The sequence below is a fragment of the Pleomorphomonas koreensis DSM 23070 genome (assembly GCF_000425185.1).
GTDB classification, from domain to species: domain Bacteria; phylum Pseudomonadota; class Alphaproteobacteria; order Rhizobiales; family Pleomorphomonadaceae; genus Pleomorphomonas; species Pleomorphomonas koreensis.
In genome coordinates this window covers 155,165-169,845 of the sequence record NZ_AULH01000008.1, presented here as the reverse complement: position 1 = coordinate 169,845, position 14,681 = coordinate 155,165, and the positions used below count along the sequence as shown (strand labels likewise).

The following is a 14,681-nucleotide window of genomic DNA, read 5'->3' as shown; positions in this document are numbered from 1 at the left end:
ACTAGGCAGTATCAAATGCTTGCAGAAAACAGGGTACTGTGAACTTGCGTGGTGGTTCGTCGAGCCCGGCAAGGCGTTCGTGCAGCATGGAGACGGCTCGCCGCCCCAGCTCCGCCGGGCTGTTGCCGACCGTCGTCAGGCGCGGCCGGACGTCCTCCAGTTGGGCGATCTGATCGAAGGTGGCGACCGCGATGTCCTCGGGAATGCGGATCTTGCGGTCGTAGCATTCGGTCAGCGCGCCGATGGCCATCAGGGAATTGGCAAAGAACACCGCGCTCGGCATGTCGTGTCCGTGTTCCTCGCACAGCCAGGCTACCGCGGCGCGCCCCGACGGTTGCAGATAGGTTCCCTCCCGCAACAGCGCGCGGTCGAGCGGATGGCCGGCCTTGGCCAGCGCGTCGGCGAAGCCGCGCGTGCGCCGGTCGGCCTCGCGGAAGCTGGCCGGGCCGCTGACGACGGCGATGCGCCGGTGCCCCCGCGACAACAGGTGCTCGGCCATCTGGGCGGCGCCGTTGTAGTCATCGAGTTCCACCACGTCGACGATCGGCTCCGGCAGGGAGCCGATGAACACGGTGGGGGTTGTCAGCTCCCGCAGGCGATCGAGCATGCCGTGCAGCGCGAAATCGCCAACAATCAGCCCGTCGACACCGCGCTGGCTGATCTGCCGCAGATATTCGTCGCCGTGGATCTGCGAGCGGCCGCCGGGCACGTCGGTGTTGAAGATCAAGGTATCGAGGCCCAGCTCCTCGAGCGCGCCCTGAATGGCCTTGACCAGCTCGGTATAGAACGGGTTGAGGACGTCGGGGATGAGCACCGCGATCACGTTGGTCCGCCCCGTCCGGAGGCTGCGCGCCTGCGAATTGGGGAGATAGCCGAGTTCGGCGATGGCCGCCGAGACCTTGGCCCGGAGCAGGGGCGATACGCGTTCGGCGTGATTGATCACGTGCGAGACGGTCGTCCGCGACACCCCGGCCAGTTCTGCAACTTTGGAAATCGTCGTCATGATTTCTGCGATAACACGCCGCAAATCGATTTGCAAATCGATTTGCAAATCGATTTGGCGTCCGGATCCAGAGTCTGCTGGCCCGGCGGATGATGGCTGCGACGATGGGGGCGGACAGAAAGGTGCCGGCTCGCTTGTCGTGGCGGGCACGGATTCTGCGGAAGCCTTTGGGATGACAGAAGAAGCGTTTGATGGCGCTGCGCTGTTTGTGGACGGCTCGATCGTAAGCGCGGGAGCTTGTGCCTTGGGAGCGGGATCACTGGTTGGCAGCGGTGTTTGGCCAGCCGGTTGCGCAGTGATACGGCCGGCGTGATCGGTGCCGTCGCCTGCCGCATCGGCGGACCACCCAAGCCTCGTCCAAATGGGAATTCCTTCGCCGTCACACTCCACCGGGCGGTGTCTGCACTCGGAGGATTCCCTTGCCCGGGTAGTTCTCATTCACCGTCCGAGAAGGAGGAGCGACGTTCCGTCCAGCATTCGAGAGCTTTGAAAAATTGTGTCCGGATATCAAGGTCGTGCATCAGTCGATGCCCTTTGATGGTCTGAATGCGGCCGGTCGACCTCCCTTTCATGTCCTGTGCGCCTGCACTCATCTGCAAGCCGGCTTGGGCGGCGCTCTCCATCCGCCGCTTTCTCCGGATGGTCGGGCCCGCGCCAAGGCCGGGGATGCTCGGAATACGGCGCCGAAGGGCTGATAGTACCGGCGCCGCCATCGTGGATCGCATGCGTTCGGTCGTGACGATATATGATATATAATGTCAATATATGGATATTCTTGGGGTTATTTTTGACAGGAAATGATATGAAATGAGAAATTCGATTGACGGCCGACACGGCCGGATGCAGTGTTCGGCTCATGTTGCGAGAAGAGCGCCATCACGCGATCCTGAAGTCTCTCGCCGGTCGGGAAGCGGTCTCCTATGACGAGCTGCTGAGCCTGGTCGATGCGTCGTCGGCCACGCTGAGGCGCGACGTGGATCTGCTCGAAAGCGTCGGGCGGTTGCGCAAGGTGCGCGGCGGCGTGGCGCCGGCCACCGAGAGTCGCGCGCCGCTGGCCTCCTATCACTTCCAGCACGAGCAAGGCCGCAATGCCGCCGCCAAGCGCGCCATCGCCGAGCGGGCCCGCGATCTGGTGGCCGACGACGACACGGTGATCCTGTTCGGCGGTACCACCGTGGCGGAATTCGCCGCGCGGCTGCCGGATGCCGGGCTGTCGGTGCTGACCAACTCCCTGCCGGTGGCGAGCCGCCTGTCGAGCCATGGAACCAACCGGGTGTTTCTGACCGGCGGCGAGGTGCTGGCGCGCCAGGGCGTGGTGCTGAGCCCGTCCGGCGACGAACTGGCCCACAACATCGCCGCCAGCTCGTTCTTCGTCGGTTGCCATGGCGTGGGCGAGGCGGGAATCATGGAGGAGGACAGCCTGCCGATCCATGTTTTCCGGGTATTGCGCCGACACGCCGGCCGGCTGGTGGTGCTGGCCGACAGCTCGAAATTCGGCGAGCGGCGCAGCCTCATCCTGTGTCCGCTGGCTGAGATCGACGTGTTCGTCACCGATGACCGCATAACGGATGCCGACCATGCCCGGTTGCTCGACGCCGGCGTGGAGGTGTTGATCGCGCCCGTCGCCGAGGAGGCGGAGACGGACAAGCCGGGCTCGTGACCGGCGGCCGGGCCGAAAACCCGGCGGAGGGGGATTTGCGACGCCGCGCCATGGGGTTGGCCGGCGTTGCCGAGGAGTGTCTCCCGGGAGGACGGGAGGCGGAGGAGAAATCATGGCTCGGTGTCTCGCCGTCGACTACGGCGCGTCCAGCGTGCGCGTCATCGACGTGGCGCTCGACGATGGCGGCCTCACGGCCCGCGAACTGTCGCGCCGTCCCAACGCCAGCGTCGACGACGGTGGTCGCTTCTGGGATCACGACGGGCTGTTCGCGGCCGTCGATGAGGGCATGGCGGCGGCGGCCGCCTCCGGCCCGGCGCCGCTCGGCATTGGCGCCGATTCCTGGGGCGTCGACGTCGTACTGGTCGGTGCCGACGGCCGTCCGGCGATGCGGCCGCGCGCCTATCGCGATCCTTATTTCAACGGCTGGATGGAGCGCTGGCTCGCCGGGCACGCCGACGAGGCGGCGGTGTTCGCGGCCACCGGCATTCCGCTGATGGCCATCAACACGCTCTATCAACTCTATGCGGCGGCCCGGCTCGAACCCGAGGCGATGAAGGCGACCCGCCACGTTCTCCTCACCGCCGATTACGTCCACTATCTTCTCAGCGGTGAGGCGGCCAACGAACGCACGCTGGCATCGACCTCGCAGATGCTGACGCTCGACGGCGCCTGGTGGCAGACGGCGCTCGACTCGCTCGGCCTGCCGGCCGGCGCCCTCGGGCCGGTGGTGCGGCCGGGCACGCTGCTCGGCGGTCTGCGGCCCGACATCGCCCGCCGCCATGGCTTCGGCGCGACGCGCGTGGTGGCGCCGGCCGCCCACGACACCCAGTCGGCCATCGTGGCGGTGCCGGCCGTCGAGGCGGGCGACTGGGCCTATATCTCCTGCGGCACCTGGTCGATCATCGGCGCCGTGTCGCCGCGGCCCTTTGTCGGGCCGGATGCCTTCGCCGCCGGCCTCGGCAACGAGACCGGCTACGGCGACACCTATTGCGTGCAGTCGACGGTAACAGGTCTCTGGCTGATCCAGGAAATCCTGCGCGGGCTGGCCGACGGCTCGACGGCAGCCTCGCTGGCCGCCGAGGCGGCGGCCGAGCCGCCGTTCCGCTCGATCGTCGATCCGGCGCATCCGCGCTTCATGGCGCCGGCCGACATGGCGGCCGAAATCCGCGCCGCCTGCCGCGAGGCCAGCGAGCCGGTGCCGGACAGCCGGGCGGCGGTGGCCCGCTGCGCCTATGACAGCCTGGCGCTCAACTACCGCTTCACGCTGGCCGATCTCCAGCGGGTGACCGGCCGCCGCTTCGACCGCGTCCACATGGTGGGCGGCGGCGTGCGGGCCGGGCTTCTCAACGGGCTGACCGCCGCCGCCACCGGCCTGCCGGCCGTCGCCGGGCCGATCGAGGCGACGGCCATCGGCAACGCCATCACCCAGTTCATCGCCCTCGGCGTGCTGCCGTCATGGGAGGAGGGCCGCCGCCTGGTGGCCCGCTCCTTCCCGCCGGTGGTTTCCGAGCCTCACCCTCTGCCGGGCCTCGACGAGGCCGTCCGGCGCTTCGATCGCCTGCGCCAGCGCCGGCGGAATACCGCCTGAGAAAGGATACTCCCCGATGACCCGCCATCTGTCGCTACGGCAGGACATGATCGACACCTGCCTCAAGATGAACGCCGAGGGGCTCAATTCCGGCGCCGCCGGCAATCTCAGCGTCCGCGTCGACGGCGGCTTGCTGATCACCCCGTCGGGCATCGCCTACGACAGGATGACGCCGGAGCAGATCGTCGAGATGGACATGGAGGGCCGCTACTACGGCGACTTCGTTCCCTCGTCGGAGTGGCATTTCCACTACGACATCCTGCGTTCCCGTCCCGATGCCGGCGCGGTGGTGCACAGCCACGCCCCCAACTGCGCCATCCTCGCCTGCTGCCGGCTGGACATCGAACCGGTCCACTACATGGTGGGCGTTGCCGGCGGCAAGGTGATCAAGTGCTCCGGCTACGCGCCGTTCGGCACGCCGGAACTGTCGCGCCTCGCCCTTGAGGCGCTCGGCCCCCGCAACGCCTGCCTGCTCGGCAACCACGGCGTCATCGCCCTCGGCGCCTCGGCCGCGGCGGCGCTCAACGTGCTCAGGGAGGTCGAATACCTCGCTCGTCTCGCCATCGGCGTCCGCCTGCTGGGCGGCGGCGTCCAGTTGAGCGACGGCGAGATGGATGTCGTGCTCAAGCGCTTCCGGACCTACGGCAAGCAGGCCGCGGAGCTGACGGCCGAGGACATCGACGATCCGGATCGCGTGATGCCGCCGGCCTGGGCCGGCGCCGCGCGGCCTTGAGGGTAGCCATCAGAACAAGGGAAGGACAAGCGAGATGAACAGCGTTTTCGACAGTACACCGCCCCGGATCGGCATCCGCCCCACCATCGACGGCCGCGCCGGCGTGCGCGACAGCCTCGAGGAGCAGACCATGGCCATGGCGCGCGTCACGGCCGATCTGCTGACGGCTAACCTGCGTCGGGCCAACGGCAAGCCGGTCGAGTGCGTCATCGCCGACACCACCATCGGCGGCTTCGCCGAGGCGGCGGCCTGCGCCGACAAGTTCCGGCGCGAGAATGTCGGCCTGTCGATCACCGTGACGCCCTGCTGGTGCTACGGATCGGAGACCATGGACCTCGATCCGCTGATCCCCAAGGCGGTGTGGGGCTTCAACGGCACCGAGCGGCCGGGCGCCGTCTATCTCGCCGCCGTGCTGTCCGCCCACAACCAGAAGGGCCTGCCGGCCTTCGGCATCTATGGTCATGAGGTGCAGGACCGCGCCGATACCAGCATTCCCGCCGACGTGCGCGACAAGCTGTTGCGCTTCGCCCGCGCCGGCCTCGCGGTGGCCGAGATGCGCGGCAAGGCCTATCTCAGCCTCGGCGGCGTATCGATGGGCATCGCCGGCTCGATCGTCGACCAGCCCTTCTTCCAGAAGTGGCTGGGCATCCGCGCCGAATGCGTCGACATGAGCGAGGTCCAGCGCCGCATCAAGCTCGGCATCTTCGACAAGGCGGAGTTCGCGCGGGCGATCGCCTGGACGCGGGCCAACTGCATCGAGGGGCGCGATTTCAACGACGAGGCACTGCGCCACAGCGCCGCACAGAAGGCCGAGGAATGGGAGATCGTCGTCCAGATGGCGCTGATCGCCCGCGACCTGATGGTCGGCAACCCGGTGCTGGCCGAGATGGGCTACCATGAGGAATCGAAGGGCCACAACGCCATTGCCGCCGGCTTCCAGGGCCAGCGCCACTGGACCGACTTCATGCCGAACGGCGACTTCATGGAAACCATCCTGAACTCGTCGTTCGACTGGAACGGTCCGCGCCATCCGCTGATCATGGCCACCGAGAACGACTGCCTCAACGGCGCCGGCATGCTGTTCGGCAACCTGCTGACCGGCGAGGCGCAGATCTTCTCCGACGTCCGTTCCTACTGGAGCGCCGAGGCGATCGAGCGCGTCACCGGCTGGAAGCCGACGGGTGTGGCCGCCGACGGCCTCATCCACCTGATCAACTCGGGCGCCACCTGCCTCGACGCGGCCGGCGAGATGACGGTCGACGGCCGGCCGGGCATCAAGCGCTTCTCCGAGGTGACCGAGGAGGACATCAAGGCGACGATGGCGGCGACCCGCTTCTGCCCGGCCGATCTCGGCTATTTCCGCGGCGGCGGCTTCTCGACCGACTTCACGACGCGCGGCGGCATGCCGCTGACCATGACGCGCCTCAGCCTGGTCGACGGGCTCGGGCCGGTGCTGCAGATCGCCGAGGGCCACTCGGTGACGCTGCCCGACGGCGTGCACGACACGCTCGACCTCCGGACCAACCCGACCTGGCCGACCACCTGGTTCGCGCCGCGCCTCACCGGCAGCGGATCGTTCCGCTCGACCTACGACGTGATGGGCGCCTGGGGCGCCAACCACGGCGCCATCTCGCACGGCCACATCGGCGCCGACCTCCTGTCGCTCGCCGCCATGCTGCGCATTCCCGTGGCCATGCACAACGTCGAGCGGGAGAACATCTTCCGCCCGAGCGCCTGGACGCTGTTCGGCTCCGATCCCGAGGGCGCCGATTACCGCGCCTGCGGCGCCTACGGCCCGCTCTACGGCTGACCGGCCGGCCGTTCCGGAGGCGCTCCCTCCGGAACGGCGCCTTTCCCGATGACCGGCGCGCGGGCCGAGAAGGCCGGCGCGGTGGCCGGCCGCCGTCGGCACGGCATGCCGGCGGACTGCAATCTCGCAATACATGAAAAGCTGCATGAGCCCCCAGGTTTTTCTTGGGGGAGGGTGCCGCGTCGTGACGGCGCTTGGGACGCTCCAACCGGCGCCGGCTTACTAAAACGTCGTACTGTGACGTTTTAGCTTGACCGACCTAAGGGGCCATGCTACCTCCGCTGCGAAGTTCACGGGAGGTGAACTCTCCAAACAACTTGATCGACCCCAGTGAAGGGTGGCCCGATGGACTATCTTTTGGGCATAGATATTGGCACGTCCAGTTTAAAGGCGTCGCTATACGATCGGAACTTGGTGCCGGTCGCCGCAGCACGCCATGAATATGCGACGTCCTATCCCGGCCCAGGGCGTGCCGAGCAGGACCCCGAGGACTGGCTGAGGGCGCTTGGCGCCGCCGTGTCCGAGCTGACCGGGCGGTCCGGCGTGCCGGCCTCGGCCATCGCCTGCATCGGCGTCGACGGCATGTCGAGTCTGGCGCTGCCTGTCGATAGTGACGGCGCGCCGCTTGGTCCGGCGATGATCTGGCTCGACCGTCGCGCCGCCGCCGAGGCCCGCCTCGACGCGGCGGCGGAGGCGGAGCAGATCGCCATCAACGGCAACCGCAGCGACGCCTCGAATTTCGCACCCAAGATGATGTGGGTCCGCGACCATCAGCCGGAGGTCTACGCCCACGCCGCCCACTTCCTGCACACCAACGCATTCCTGGTGCGGCGGCTGACCGGCGTCGCCTCCGTCGACCGCTCCGAAGGCGGCCTGTCGCAGATCTGCGACCTCAGGACTGGCGACTATTCCGACACGCTCATCGAGGCGCGCGGCCTCGATCGCCGCAAGCTGCCGCCGGTGGTGGCCTGTTCCGAGGTGGTCGGCAAGGTGACGGCCGAGGCGGCGGCCTGGAGCGGGCTTGCGGCCGGCACGCCGGTGGTGGCCGGCGCCATGGACAACGTGGCGGCGACGCTGGGCTGCCGGCTGCTGCTGCCGAACGACGCCTATATCTCGGCCGGCACGGTCACCAATGTCGGCATGCTCGTCGATGCGCCGGTGTTCGACGGTCGCGGCCTGATCTACGAGGCCGGCACGCCGGGCCTGTGGCTGGTCAACGGCGGTGTCGATTTCGGCGGCGCCGGGCTCAGCTGGTTCCGCGACCTGCTCGGCGACATCGACTTCGGCGAACTCTGCCGTCTGGTCGACGACACGCGGACCGGCGAGGCGGCGCTGTTCTTCCTGCCCTACATGGTCGGCCAGCGGGCGCCGTTCTGGAAGGGCGACATGTCCGGGGCGATCATCGGCCTGACGCCGGCCGTCCGCCGCAGCCATCTCGCCCGCATGTTCATGGAGGGCACCGCTTTCGGCGCCCGCCATGCCTTCGACACGTTGGCCGGCGGCCGGCCCCCGCGGGCCGTGCTCACCGGCGGCATCACCAACAGCACGACTTGGCGGCGGCTGTTCGCCGAGGTGACCGGAATGACGCTCTCCGTTCCACCCGAGGCGGAGACCGCGACACTCGGTTCGGCCATCCTGGCGGGCATGGGCGTCGGTCTCTATGCCTCGCGCGCCGACGCGATCGGCAGGCTTTCTCCTCCCGAAGCCTTCTCCCCCGATCCGGCCGCCGCCGCTTTCTATTGCGATCTGTACGCCGTTTTCCAGGACGCCTATGCCGGGCTGTCGGACGTTCTCTCCCGGCTCGCCGTTCTGCGCTATCCGTCCGAGGTGAAAGCATGAAGGCCGCCGTCGTCCACGCTCCCGGTGATCTCCGGGTCGAAGAGATCGCCACGCCGCTGCCGGCGGCGGGTGAAGTCCGCATCAGGGTGGCGCGCTGCGGCGTCTGCGGCTCGGACATTCCACGCATCGTCAAGACCGGCGCCCACTTCTATCCGATCGTCGTCGGCCACGAGTTTTCGGGCCGGATCGACGCGGTGGGCGAGGGCGTCGACGCCGCGCTGGTCGGCCGTCAGGCGGCCTGCGTGCCGCTGATCCCCAATTTCGATCACCCGCAGAGCGCGCTCGGCAATTTCTCGCTCGGCAAGGGCTACGACTTCATCGGCTCGCGCCGGCAGGGCGGCCTCGCCGAATACGTCACCATGCCGGCCGGCAACGCCTTCCTGATGCCGGACAGCGTCGATCCGGCCGCCGCCGCCTTCATGGAGCCGCTGACCGTCGGCCTGCACGCCGTCAACATCATGGACTTCCGGCCGGGACGGCGGGCGGCGCTGGTCGGCGCCGGCGGCATCGGCCTGCTGCTGCTGCAAAACCTCAAGCGCCTCGGCGCCGGCTCGGTGACGGTGTTCGACGTCGATCCGCCGCGCCTCGAAACGGCGCTGAAGCTCGGCGCCGACCGGGTGTTCGACAGCCGCGCCGCCGACATCGAGACCGATTTCGACGACGTGTTCGAGACGGCCGGCGCGCCGGCGGCGGAACTCCTGGCGCTGCGCATCGCCGGCCCCAGGGCGCACGTGATGTTCGTCGGCACGCCGCACGTGCCGCTGACGCTGCAACCGGCCGAGTTCGAGCTGATCAACCGCAAGGAGCTGACCGTTCAGGGATCGTGGATGAACTATTCGGCGCCGTTCCCCGGCTGGGAATGGCAGTACGCGGCGGCGGGGCTCGAACGGGGCGACTACGACATCGCCGCCCTCATCGACCGCGTGGTGCCGCTCTCCCGTGCCGACGAGATCGTCGGCCTGCTGAGCACGCCCGGCGCGCTCAAGGGCAAGCTCATCGTCGACTGCCAATCCTGATGCCGGCAACCCCGGTGACATGACCATCAAAGCGAGGACGCCATGAAAAGCTTCAACTACTACCAGCCCACCCGCCTGCTGTTCGGCGCCGGCCGCCGCGCCGAAACCGGCGCCGCCGTGCGGGAGATCGCCGACATCGTGCTGTTCGTCGTCGATCCGACGCTGCTGAAAGTCGCCGCCGCCAGAGTGGCGGAGGTCGAGGAGTCGCTCGCCGCCGCCGGCGTCCGCTACGTGCGCTTCTCCGACGTGGTGCCCAACCCGACGCTCGACTCGATCCAGCGCGGCGCCGAGCTTGCCCGCAAAGAAGGCGTCAAGGCGGTGGTCGGCATGGGCGGCGGCAGCGCCATCGACACGGCCAAGGCGATCGCCGTGGCGGCGACCCATCCGGGCACCGCCTGGGACTACCTCTACTTCAAGAAGAAGCCGACCTCCGCCACGCTGCCGATCGTCGCCATCTCCACCACGTCGGGCACCGGTACCCAGACGTCCAAGGTGTCGGTGTTCACCAACACCGCCGAGAACTGCAAGTCGGCGATGTGGAACGACAATCTTCTCTGCCGCGTCGCCATCGTCGATCCCGAGCTGATGGTCTCGGTGCCGCCGCGCGTCACCGCCTCCACCGGCTTCGACATCTTCACCCACACTTTCGAGTCCTACATCAATACCGGCGCCTCGGAGGCGGTCGACTCCATCGCCCTCGACGCCATCGTGCGCGTCATCCGCAGCCTGCCGGTGGCGGTGGCCAACGGCGGCAACCTCGCGGCGCGCGAGGATCTCGCCTGGGCCGATACGCTGGCCGGCCAGTGTCTCGCCAACGTCGGCACGACGCTGCCGCATGCGGCCGGACAGCCGATCAGCGGCCATTTCCCGAAGGTCAGCCACGGCGAGTCGCTGGCGGTGATCTATCCCGCCTTCGCCGAGTTCACCTGGCGCGGCGCCGTCGCCAAGTTCGCCAAGGTGGCCCGGCTGTTCAATCCGGCGCTGGCCGCCGCGTCGGACGAGGCCGCCGCCGCCTCGTTCCCGCTGGAGATCGAGAAGTTCCTGAAGCTGATCGGCCTCTACTGCCGGCTGGACGACTTCGGCATCACGCCCGACGACCTCGCGCCGATCCTCAAGCACGCCATGGAGTTCCCCGACAGCCAGGGCAACCCGGTGGTGCCGAGCGAAGACGACATGCGGAACATCTATCTCCGGAGCTTCCGGGCCGCCTGAGGTGATGGCGGCCGGGAGGAGGCCCGGCCGCCGCCACGGCGGACCGCGAAAACTTCGGAAAGGATGACAGGCGGGAGGAACGGATGACTGCGCTGAATGTGGCGCCGCCGGTCGGGGCGGCCGGGGGAGGGGGAAGCATCCTCGAAGCAAAGGGGATCGTGAAGCGGTTTCCCGGCGTGCTGGCGCTCGACGACGTGCATTTCGACCTGCGTCGCGGCGAGGTCCATGCCCTTTGCGGCGAGAACGGCGCCGGCAAGTCGACGCTGATGAAGGTGATCACCGGGCTTTACCATGCCGACGCGGGCGAGGTGGTCTACAAGGGCGAGCCACGGCGGTTCGCGACCATCCAGGACGCCCAGGCGGCCGGCATCACCATCATCCACCAGGAACTCAATCTGGTGCCGCATCTGTCGGTGGCCGAGAACATCTTCCTGGGACGCGAGCCGAAGAAAGGCTGGTTCGTCGACAGGAAGAAGATGGAGCGCGACGCCCAGGTGTTCCTCGACCGGCTGAAGGTCAACATCCGGGCATCGGACCTCGTGCTGACGCTGACCGTGGCCCGCCAGCAGATGGTGGAGATCGCCAAGGCGCTGTCGCTCAACGCCGAAGTGCTGATCATGGACGAGCCGACCTCGTCGCTGACCGAGTCGGAGATCGACCGGCTGTTCGAGATCATTCGCGAGCTGAAGAGCGATGGCGTCGGCATCATCTACATCTCGCATCGCCTGGAGGAGCTGAGGCGCATCGCCGACCGCGTGACGGTGATGCGCGACGGCGGCTACGTGTCGACGCGCGACTTCGCCGACGTGACGGTCAACGACATCGTGGCGGCCATGGTCGGCCGCGCGCTGGAGGACAAGTTCCCGCCCCGTACCTCGACGACGACCGACGAGGTGATCTTCCGGGTGGTTGATCTGACCCGGCCGGGCAGCCGGCATAAGGTCAGCTTCGACCTCCGGCGCGGCGAGATCCTCGGCTTCGCCGGCCTGATGGGCGCCGGTCGCACCGAGACGGCGCGCGCCATCTTCGGCGCCGACCACAAGACCGGCGGCAAGGTGATGCTCGGCGATCAGGAGCTGTCGATCGGCGGGCCGATCGACGCCATCACCGCCGGCATCGCCTACCTGTCGGAGGATCGCAAGCTGAACGGCCTCGCCGTCAAGATGACGGTGAAGGAAAACATCACCATGGCCAACATGGAGGCGGTGAGCCGGCGCGGCTTCATCGACAAGGCGCGCGAGGCGAGGGCGGCGCGCGAAACGGTGGTCAAGCTCAACGTCAAGACGCCGTCCATCGACCAGATCGCCAAGAACCTGTCGGGCGGCAACCAGCAGAAGGTGGTGATCGGCAAGTGGCTGTTCCGGGACAGCCGCGTGCTGTTCTTCGACGAGCCGACGCGCGGCATCGACGTCGGCGCCAAGTTCGCCATCTACCAGCTGCTCGACAAGCTGGCGAGTGAGGGCATCGGCGTGGTGATGATCACCTCGGAGCTGCCGGAAATTCTCGGCATGACCGACCGCGTCGTGGTGTTCCACGAAGGTCAGGTGACCGGCATCCTGGAGACCGCCAAGACGAGCCAGGAAGAAATCATGCAATACGCCTCCGGCGTCAAAAGCATGAACTTCACGAATACGATCGCTGGAGGAGCGAGATGACTACCATTGACAGTGCATCCAGGGATGCCAAGCGGTTGCAGGACCGCAAAGAGCTGATTCAGAAGTTTGCCGCACTCGCCGGCCTCCTGCTGCTGGTCTTCGCCTTCTCCGTGACGAGCAACGCCTTTCTGACCATGAGCAACGGCGTGACGATCGCGCTGCAGACGTCGACGATCGCCTACCTCGGCCTCGGCGCCACCTGCGTCATCATCACCGGCGGCATCGACCTCAGCGTCGGCTCGGTGCTGGCGCTGTCCGGCGTCATCGCCGGCCTGGCGGTCAAGGCGGGCTTTCCGGTGCCGGTCGCCATGCTGTTCGGCATCATCGCCGGCGGGGTGTGCGGCACCGTCAACGGCCTCGTCATCACCCGCATGCGGTTGCCGCCGTTCATCGCCACGCTGGGCATGATGATGGTGGCGCGCGGTCTGGCGTTGCAGTTCACCGGCGCCCGGGCCATCTCCGGCCTCGGCGAAAGCTTCGGCGAACTCGGCAACGGCTCGCTGTGGCGCGTCGTCGAGGAGGGCGCCAACGGCTTCCCGCGGGTGATCTTCCCCGGCATTCCCTATCCGGTGATCCTGATGATCGTCCTGGCCATCGTCGTGGCGGTCATCCTGCAGAAGACCACCTTCGGCCGCCATCTCTACGCCCTCGGCTCCAACGAGGAGGCGGCGAGCCTGTCGGGCGTCAACGTCAGCCGCACCAAGATCGGTGCCTACCTCTTGTCGGGCCTGCTGGCCGGCCTGTGCGGCTGCGTGCTGATGTCGCGCCTCGTTACGGCGCAGCCCAACGAGGGCGTCGCCTACGAGCTTGACGCCATCGCCGCGGCGGTGATCGGCGGCACGTCGCTGGCCGGCGGCGTCGGCACCATCTCCGGCACGATCATCGGCGCCTTCATCATCGGCATTCTCCGGAACGGCCTCAACATGAACGGCGTCTCGAGCTTCATCCAGATGATCATCATCGGCCTGGTGATCATCGGCACGGTCTGGATCGACCAGATGCGCAATTCCAAGCGCTGACGTCGGTCCCACCCCATCCGGCGGCGGGTGCATCCGCCGCCGTGCCGCAGCATACCCGGTAGAGGAACGGGGCTGCATCCGAGGACTGAAAAACACCCAAATGGAGAGGAGATCATCATGAAGAAGCTTGCCTGCGGCGTGCTCGCCGCTGCCCTGGTCGCCTTCACGGCTCCGGCCGCGCTGGCCGCCGGCGAGATTGCCGTCATCGTCAAGACGGCGAACTCGAACTTCTGGCAGAACGTCAACAAGGGTGCCAGCGCCGCCATCGAAAAGCTGCCCGACTACACCATGACCTTCCAGGGACCGGCCGCCGAGGCCAACGTCGCCGACGAAGTGAACATGGTCGAGAACGCCATCAACCGCAAGGTGGCGGGCATCGTGCTGGCGCCGTCGGATCCGGACGCTCTCGTGCCGTCGATCAAGAAGGCCTGGGAGAATTCCATTCCGGTCGTGCTGATCGACAGCGCCATCTCCCCCGATGGCGAGAAGTATTATCAGGCGTTCCTGGCCACCGACAACAAGAAGGCCGGCGAGCTGTGCGCCGAGGCGATGATCAAGGCGGTGGGCACCGAGGGCAAGATCGCCATCATGTCCTATGTCGCCGGCGTCGGCTCGGAAATCGGCCGCGTCGGTGGCTTCACCGACTATATCAAGGCCAACTCCAAGCTGGAGATCGTCGGTCCCTACTACTCGCAGTCGCAGATGGCGACGGCGCTGAACCAGACCGTCGACGTGCTCTCGGCCAACGCGGACCTCAAGGGCATCTTCGGCGCCAACGAGCCGACCGCCGCCGGCATGGGCCGCGCGCTCGCCCAGTCGGGCAAGGCGGGTCAGGTCGTCGGCATCGGCTTCGACGGCAACCAGGACCTTCAGGACTTCGTCCGCAACGGTACCTTGCAGGGCATCGCCGTGCAGGGCTCGTTCCAGATGGGTGAGAAGGGCGTCGAGACCATCGCCAAGATCCTTGGCGGCGAGAAGGTCGAGAAGATGATCGACACCGGCGTCGTGTTCGTCACCAAGGACAACCTCGACAAGCCGGAAGCCCAGAACGTTCTCTACTGATCGACAATCCGTCCCGGCGCCGGTCGCCCGAGTGGCGCCGGGATGGAACCGTTGCGGATGCGTGCCGCCGAGCGGCCGCGCCGC

Annotated in this window: 12 protein-coding genes; 10 read left to right on the top strand and 2 right to left on the bottom strand. The window is 67.6% G+C overall.

What is annotated here, in order from left to right:
- Position 1: 1 nt before the first annotated feature.
- Positions 2-1,003 carry a LacI family DNA-binding transcriptional regulator gene (locus H512_RS0107535; RefSeq protein WP_026782933.1) on the bottom strand — a complete coding sequence of 334 codons (1,002 nt, stop codon included), beginning with the start codon at positions 1,001-1,003 and terminating at the stop codon, positions 2-4.
- A 434-nt stretch (positions 1,004-1,437) separates the two neighbouring features.
- Positions 1,438-1,626 carry a hypothetical protein gene (locus H512_RS0107530; protein ID WP_026782932.1) on the bottom strand — a complete coding sequence of 63 codons (189 nt, stop codon included), beginning with the start codon at positions 1,624-1,626 and terminating at the stop codon, positions 1,438-1,440.
- Between the two features lie 197 nt (positions 1,627-1,823).
- On the opposite strand from H512_RS0107530, the gene H512_RS0107525 reads away from it, so the two are divergent.
- The 10 genes from H512_RS0107525 (at position 1,824) to H512_RS0107480 (ending at position 14,597) form a co-directional block, all read left to right on the top strand.
- Positions 1,824-2,663 carry a DeoR/GlpR family DNA-binding transcription regulator gene (locus H512_RS0107525; protein ID WP_156899416.1) on the top strand — a complete coding sequence of 280 codons (840 nt, stop codon included), beginning with the start codon at positions 1,824-1,826 and terminating at the stop codon, positions 2,661-2,663.
- 112 nt (positions 2,664-2,775) lie between these two features.
- Complete coding sequence (locus H512_RS23040; protein WP_036790555.1) at positions 2,776-4,251, top strand: rhamnulokinase; 1,476 nt, start codon at positions 2,776-2,778, stop codon at positions 4,249-4,251.
- A gap of 16 nt (positions 4,252-4,267) precedes the next feature.
- Entirely contained in the window at positions 4,268-4,984 is a 717-nt protein-coding gene (locus H512_RS23035) for a class II aldolase/adducin family protein (protein ID WP_084798352.1), read from the top strand.
- 34 nt (positions 4,985-5,018) lie between these two features.
- The gene (locus H512_RS0107510) at positions 5,019-6,794 is read left to right on the top strand and encodes an L-fucose isomerase (protein WP_026782930.1); all 1,776 of its coding nucleotides are present in this window, start codon (positions 5,019-5,021) and stop codon (positions 6,792-6,794) included.
- A gap of 345 nt (positions 6,795-7,139) precedes the next feature.
- Entirely contained in the window at positions 7,140-8,633 is a 1,494-nt protein-coding gene (locus H512_RS0107505; protein ID WP_084798351.1) for a xylulokinase, read from the top strand.
- A complete protein-coding gene (locus H512_RS0107500; protein WP_026782928.1) occupies positions 8,630-9,649 on the top strand; it encodes a zinc-binding dehydrogenase in 1,020 nt (339 codons plus the stop codon). Before H512_RS0107505 ends, H512_RS0107500 begins: the two co-directional genes overlap by 4 nt.
- 42 nt (positions 9,650-9,691) lie before the next feature.
- Positions 9,692-10,861: an iron-containing alcohol dehydrogenase gene (locus tag H512_RS23030; RefSeq protein WP_053239663.1), complete on the top strand. Its 1,170-nt coding sequence runs from the start codon at positions 9,692-9,694 to the stop codon at positions 10,859-10,861.
- 83 nt (positions 10,862-10,944) lie between these two features.
- Positions 10,945-12,516: a sugar ABC transporter ATP-binding protein gene (locus H512_RS23025; RefSeq protein ID WP_053239662.1), complete on the top strand. Its 1,572-nt coding sequence runs from the start codon at positions 10,945-10,947 to the stop codon at positions 12,514-12,516.
- Positions 12,513-13,535, top strand: coding sequence for an ABC transporter permease (locus tag H512_RS0107485; RefSeq protein WP_026782927.1), 1,023 nt, complete (start codon positions 12,513-12,515; stop codon positions 13,533-13,535). The genes H512_RS23025 and H512_RS0107485 overlap by 4 nt, the downstream gene beginning before the upstream one ends.
- 117 nt (positions 13,536-13,652) lie before the next feature.
- A complete protein-coding gene (locus tag H512_RS0107480; protein ID WP_026782926.1) occupies positions 13,653-14,597 on the top strand; it encodes an ABC transporter substrate-binding protein in 945 nt (314 codons plus the stop codon).
- The last annotated feature ends 84 nt before the right edge of the window (positions 14,598-14,681 follow it).

Coding starts and splice junctions, on each gene's coding strand:
- H512_RS0107535 (WP_026782933.1), bottom strand. CDS start 1,003: ATGACGACGATTTCCAAAGTTGCAGAACTGGCCGGGGTGTCGCGGACG.
- H512_RS0107530 (WP_026782932.1), bottom strand. CDS start 1,626: ATGGAGAGCGCCGCCCAAGCCGGCTTGCAGATGAGTGCAGGCGCACAG.
- H512_RS23040 (WP_036790555.1), top strand. CDS start 2,776: ATGGCTCGGTGTCTCGCCGTCGACTACGGCGCGTCCAGCGTGCGCGTC.
- H512_RS23035 (WP_084798352.1), top strand. CDS start 4,268: ATGACCCGCCATCTGTCGCTACGGCAGGACATGATCGACACCTGCCTC.
- H512_RS0107510 (WP_026782930.1), top strand. CDS start 5,019: ATGAACAGCGTTTTCGACAGTACACCGCCCCGGATCGGCATCCGCCCC.
- H512_RS0107505 (WP_084798351.1), top strand. CDS start 7,140: ATGGACTATCTTTTGGGCATAGATATTGGCACGTCCAGTTTAAAGGCG.
- H512_RS0107500 (WP_026782928.1), top strand. CDS start 8,630: ATGAAGGCCGCCGTCGTCCACGCTCCCGGTGATCTCCGGGTCGAAGAG.
- H512_RS23030 (WP_053239663.1), top strand. CDS start 9,692: ATGAAAAGCTTCAACTACTACCAGCCCACCCGCCTGCTGTTCGGCGCC.
- H512_RS23025 (WP_053239662.1), top strand. CDS start 10,945: ATGACTGCGCTGAATGTGGCGCCGCCGGTCGGGGCGGCCGGGGGAGGG.
- H512_RS0107485 (WP_026782927.1), top strand. CDS start 12,513: ATGACTACCATTGACAGTGCATCCAGGGATGCCAAGCGGTTGCAGGAC.
- H512_RS0107480 (WP_026782926.1), top strand. CDS start 13,653: ATGAAGAAGCTTGCCTGCGGCGTGCTCGCCGCTGCCCTGGTCGCCTTC.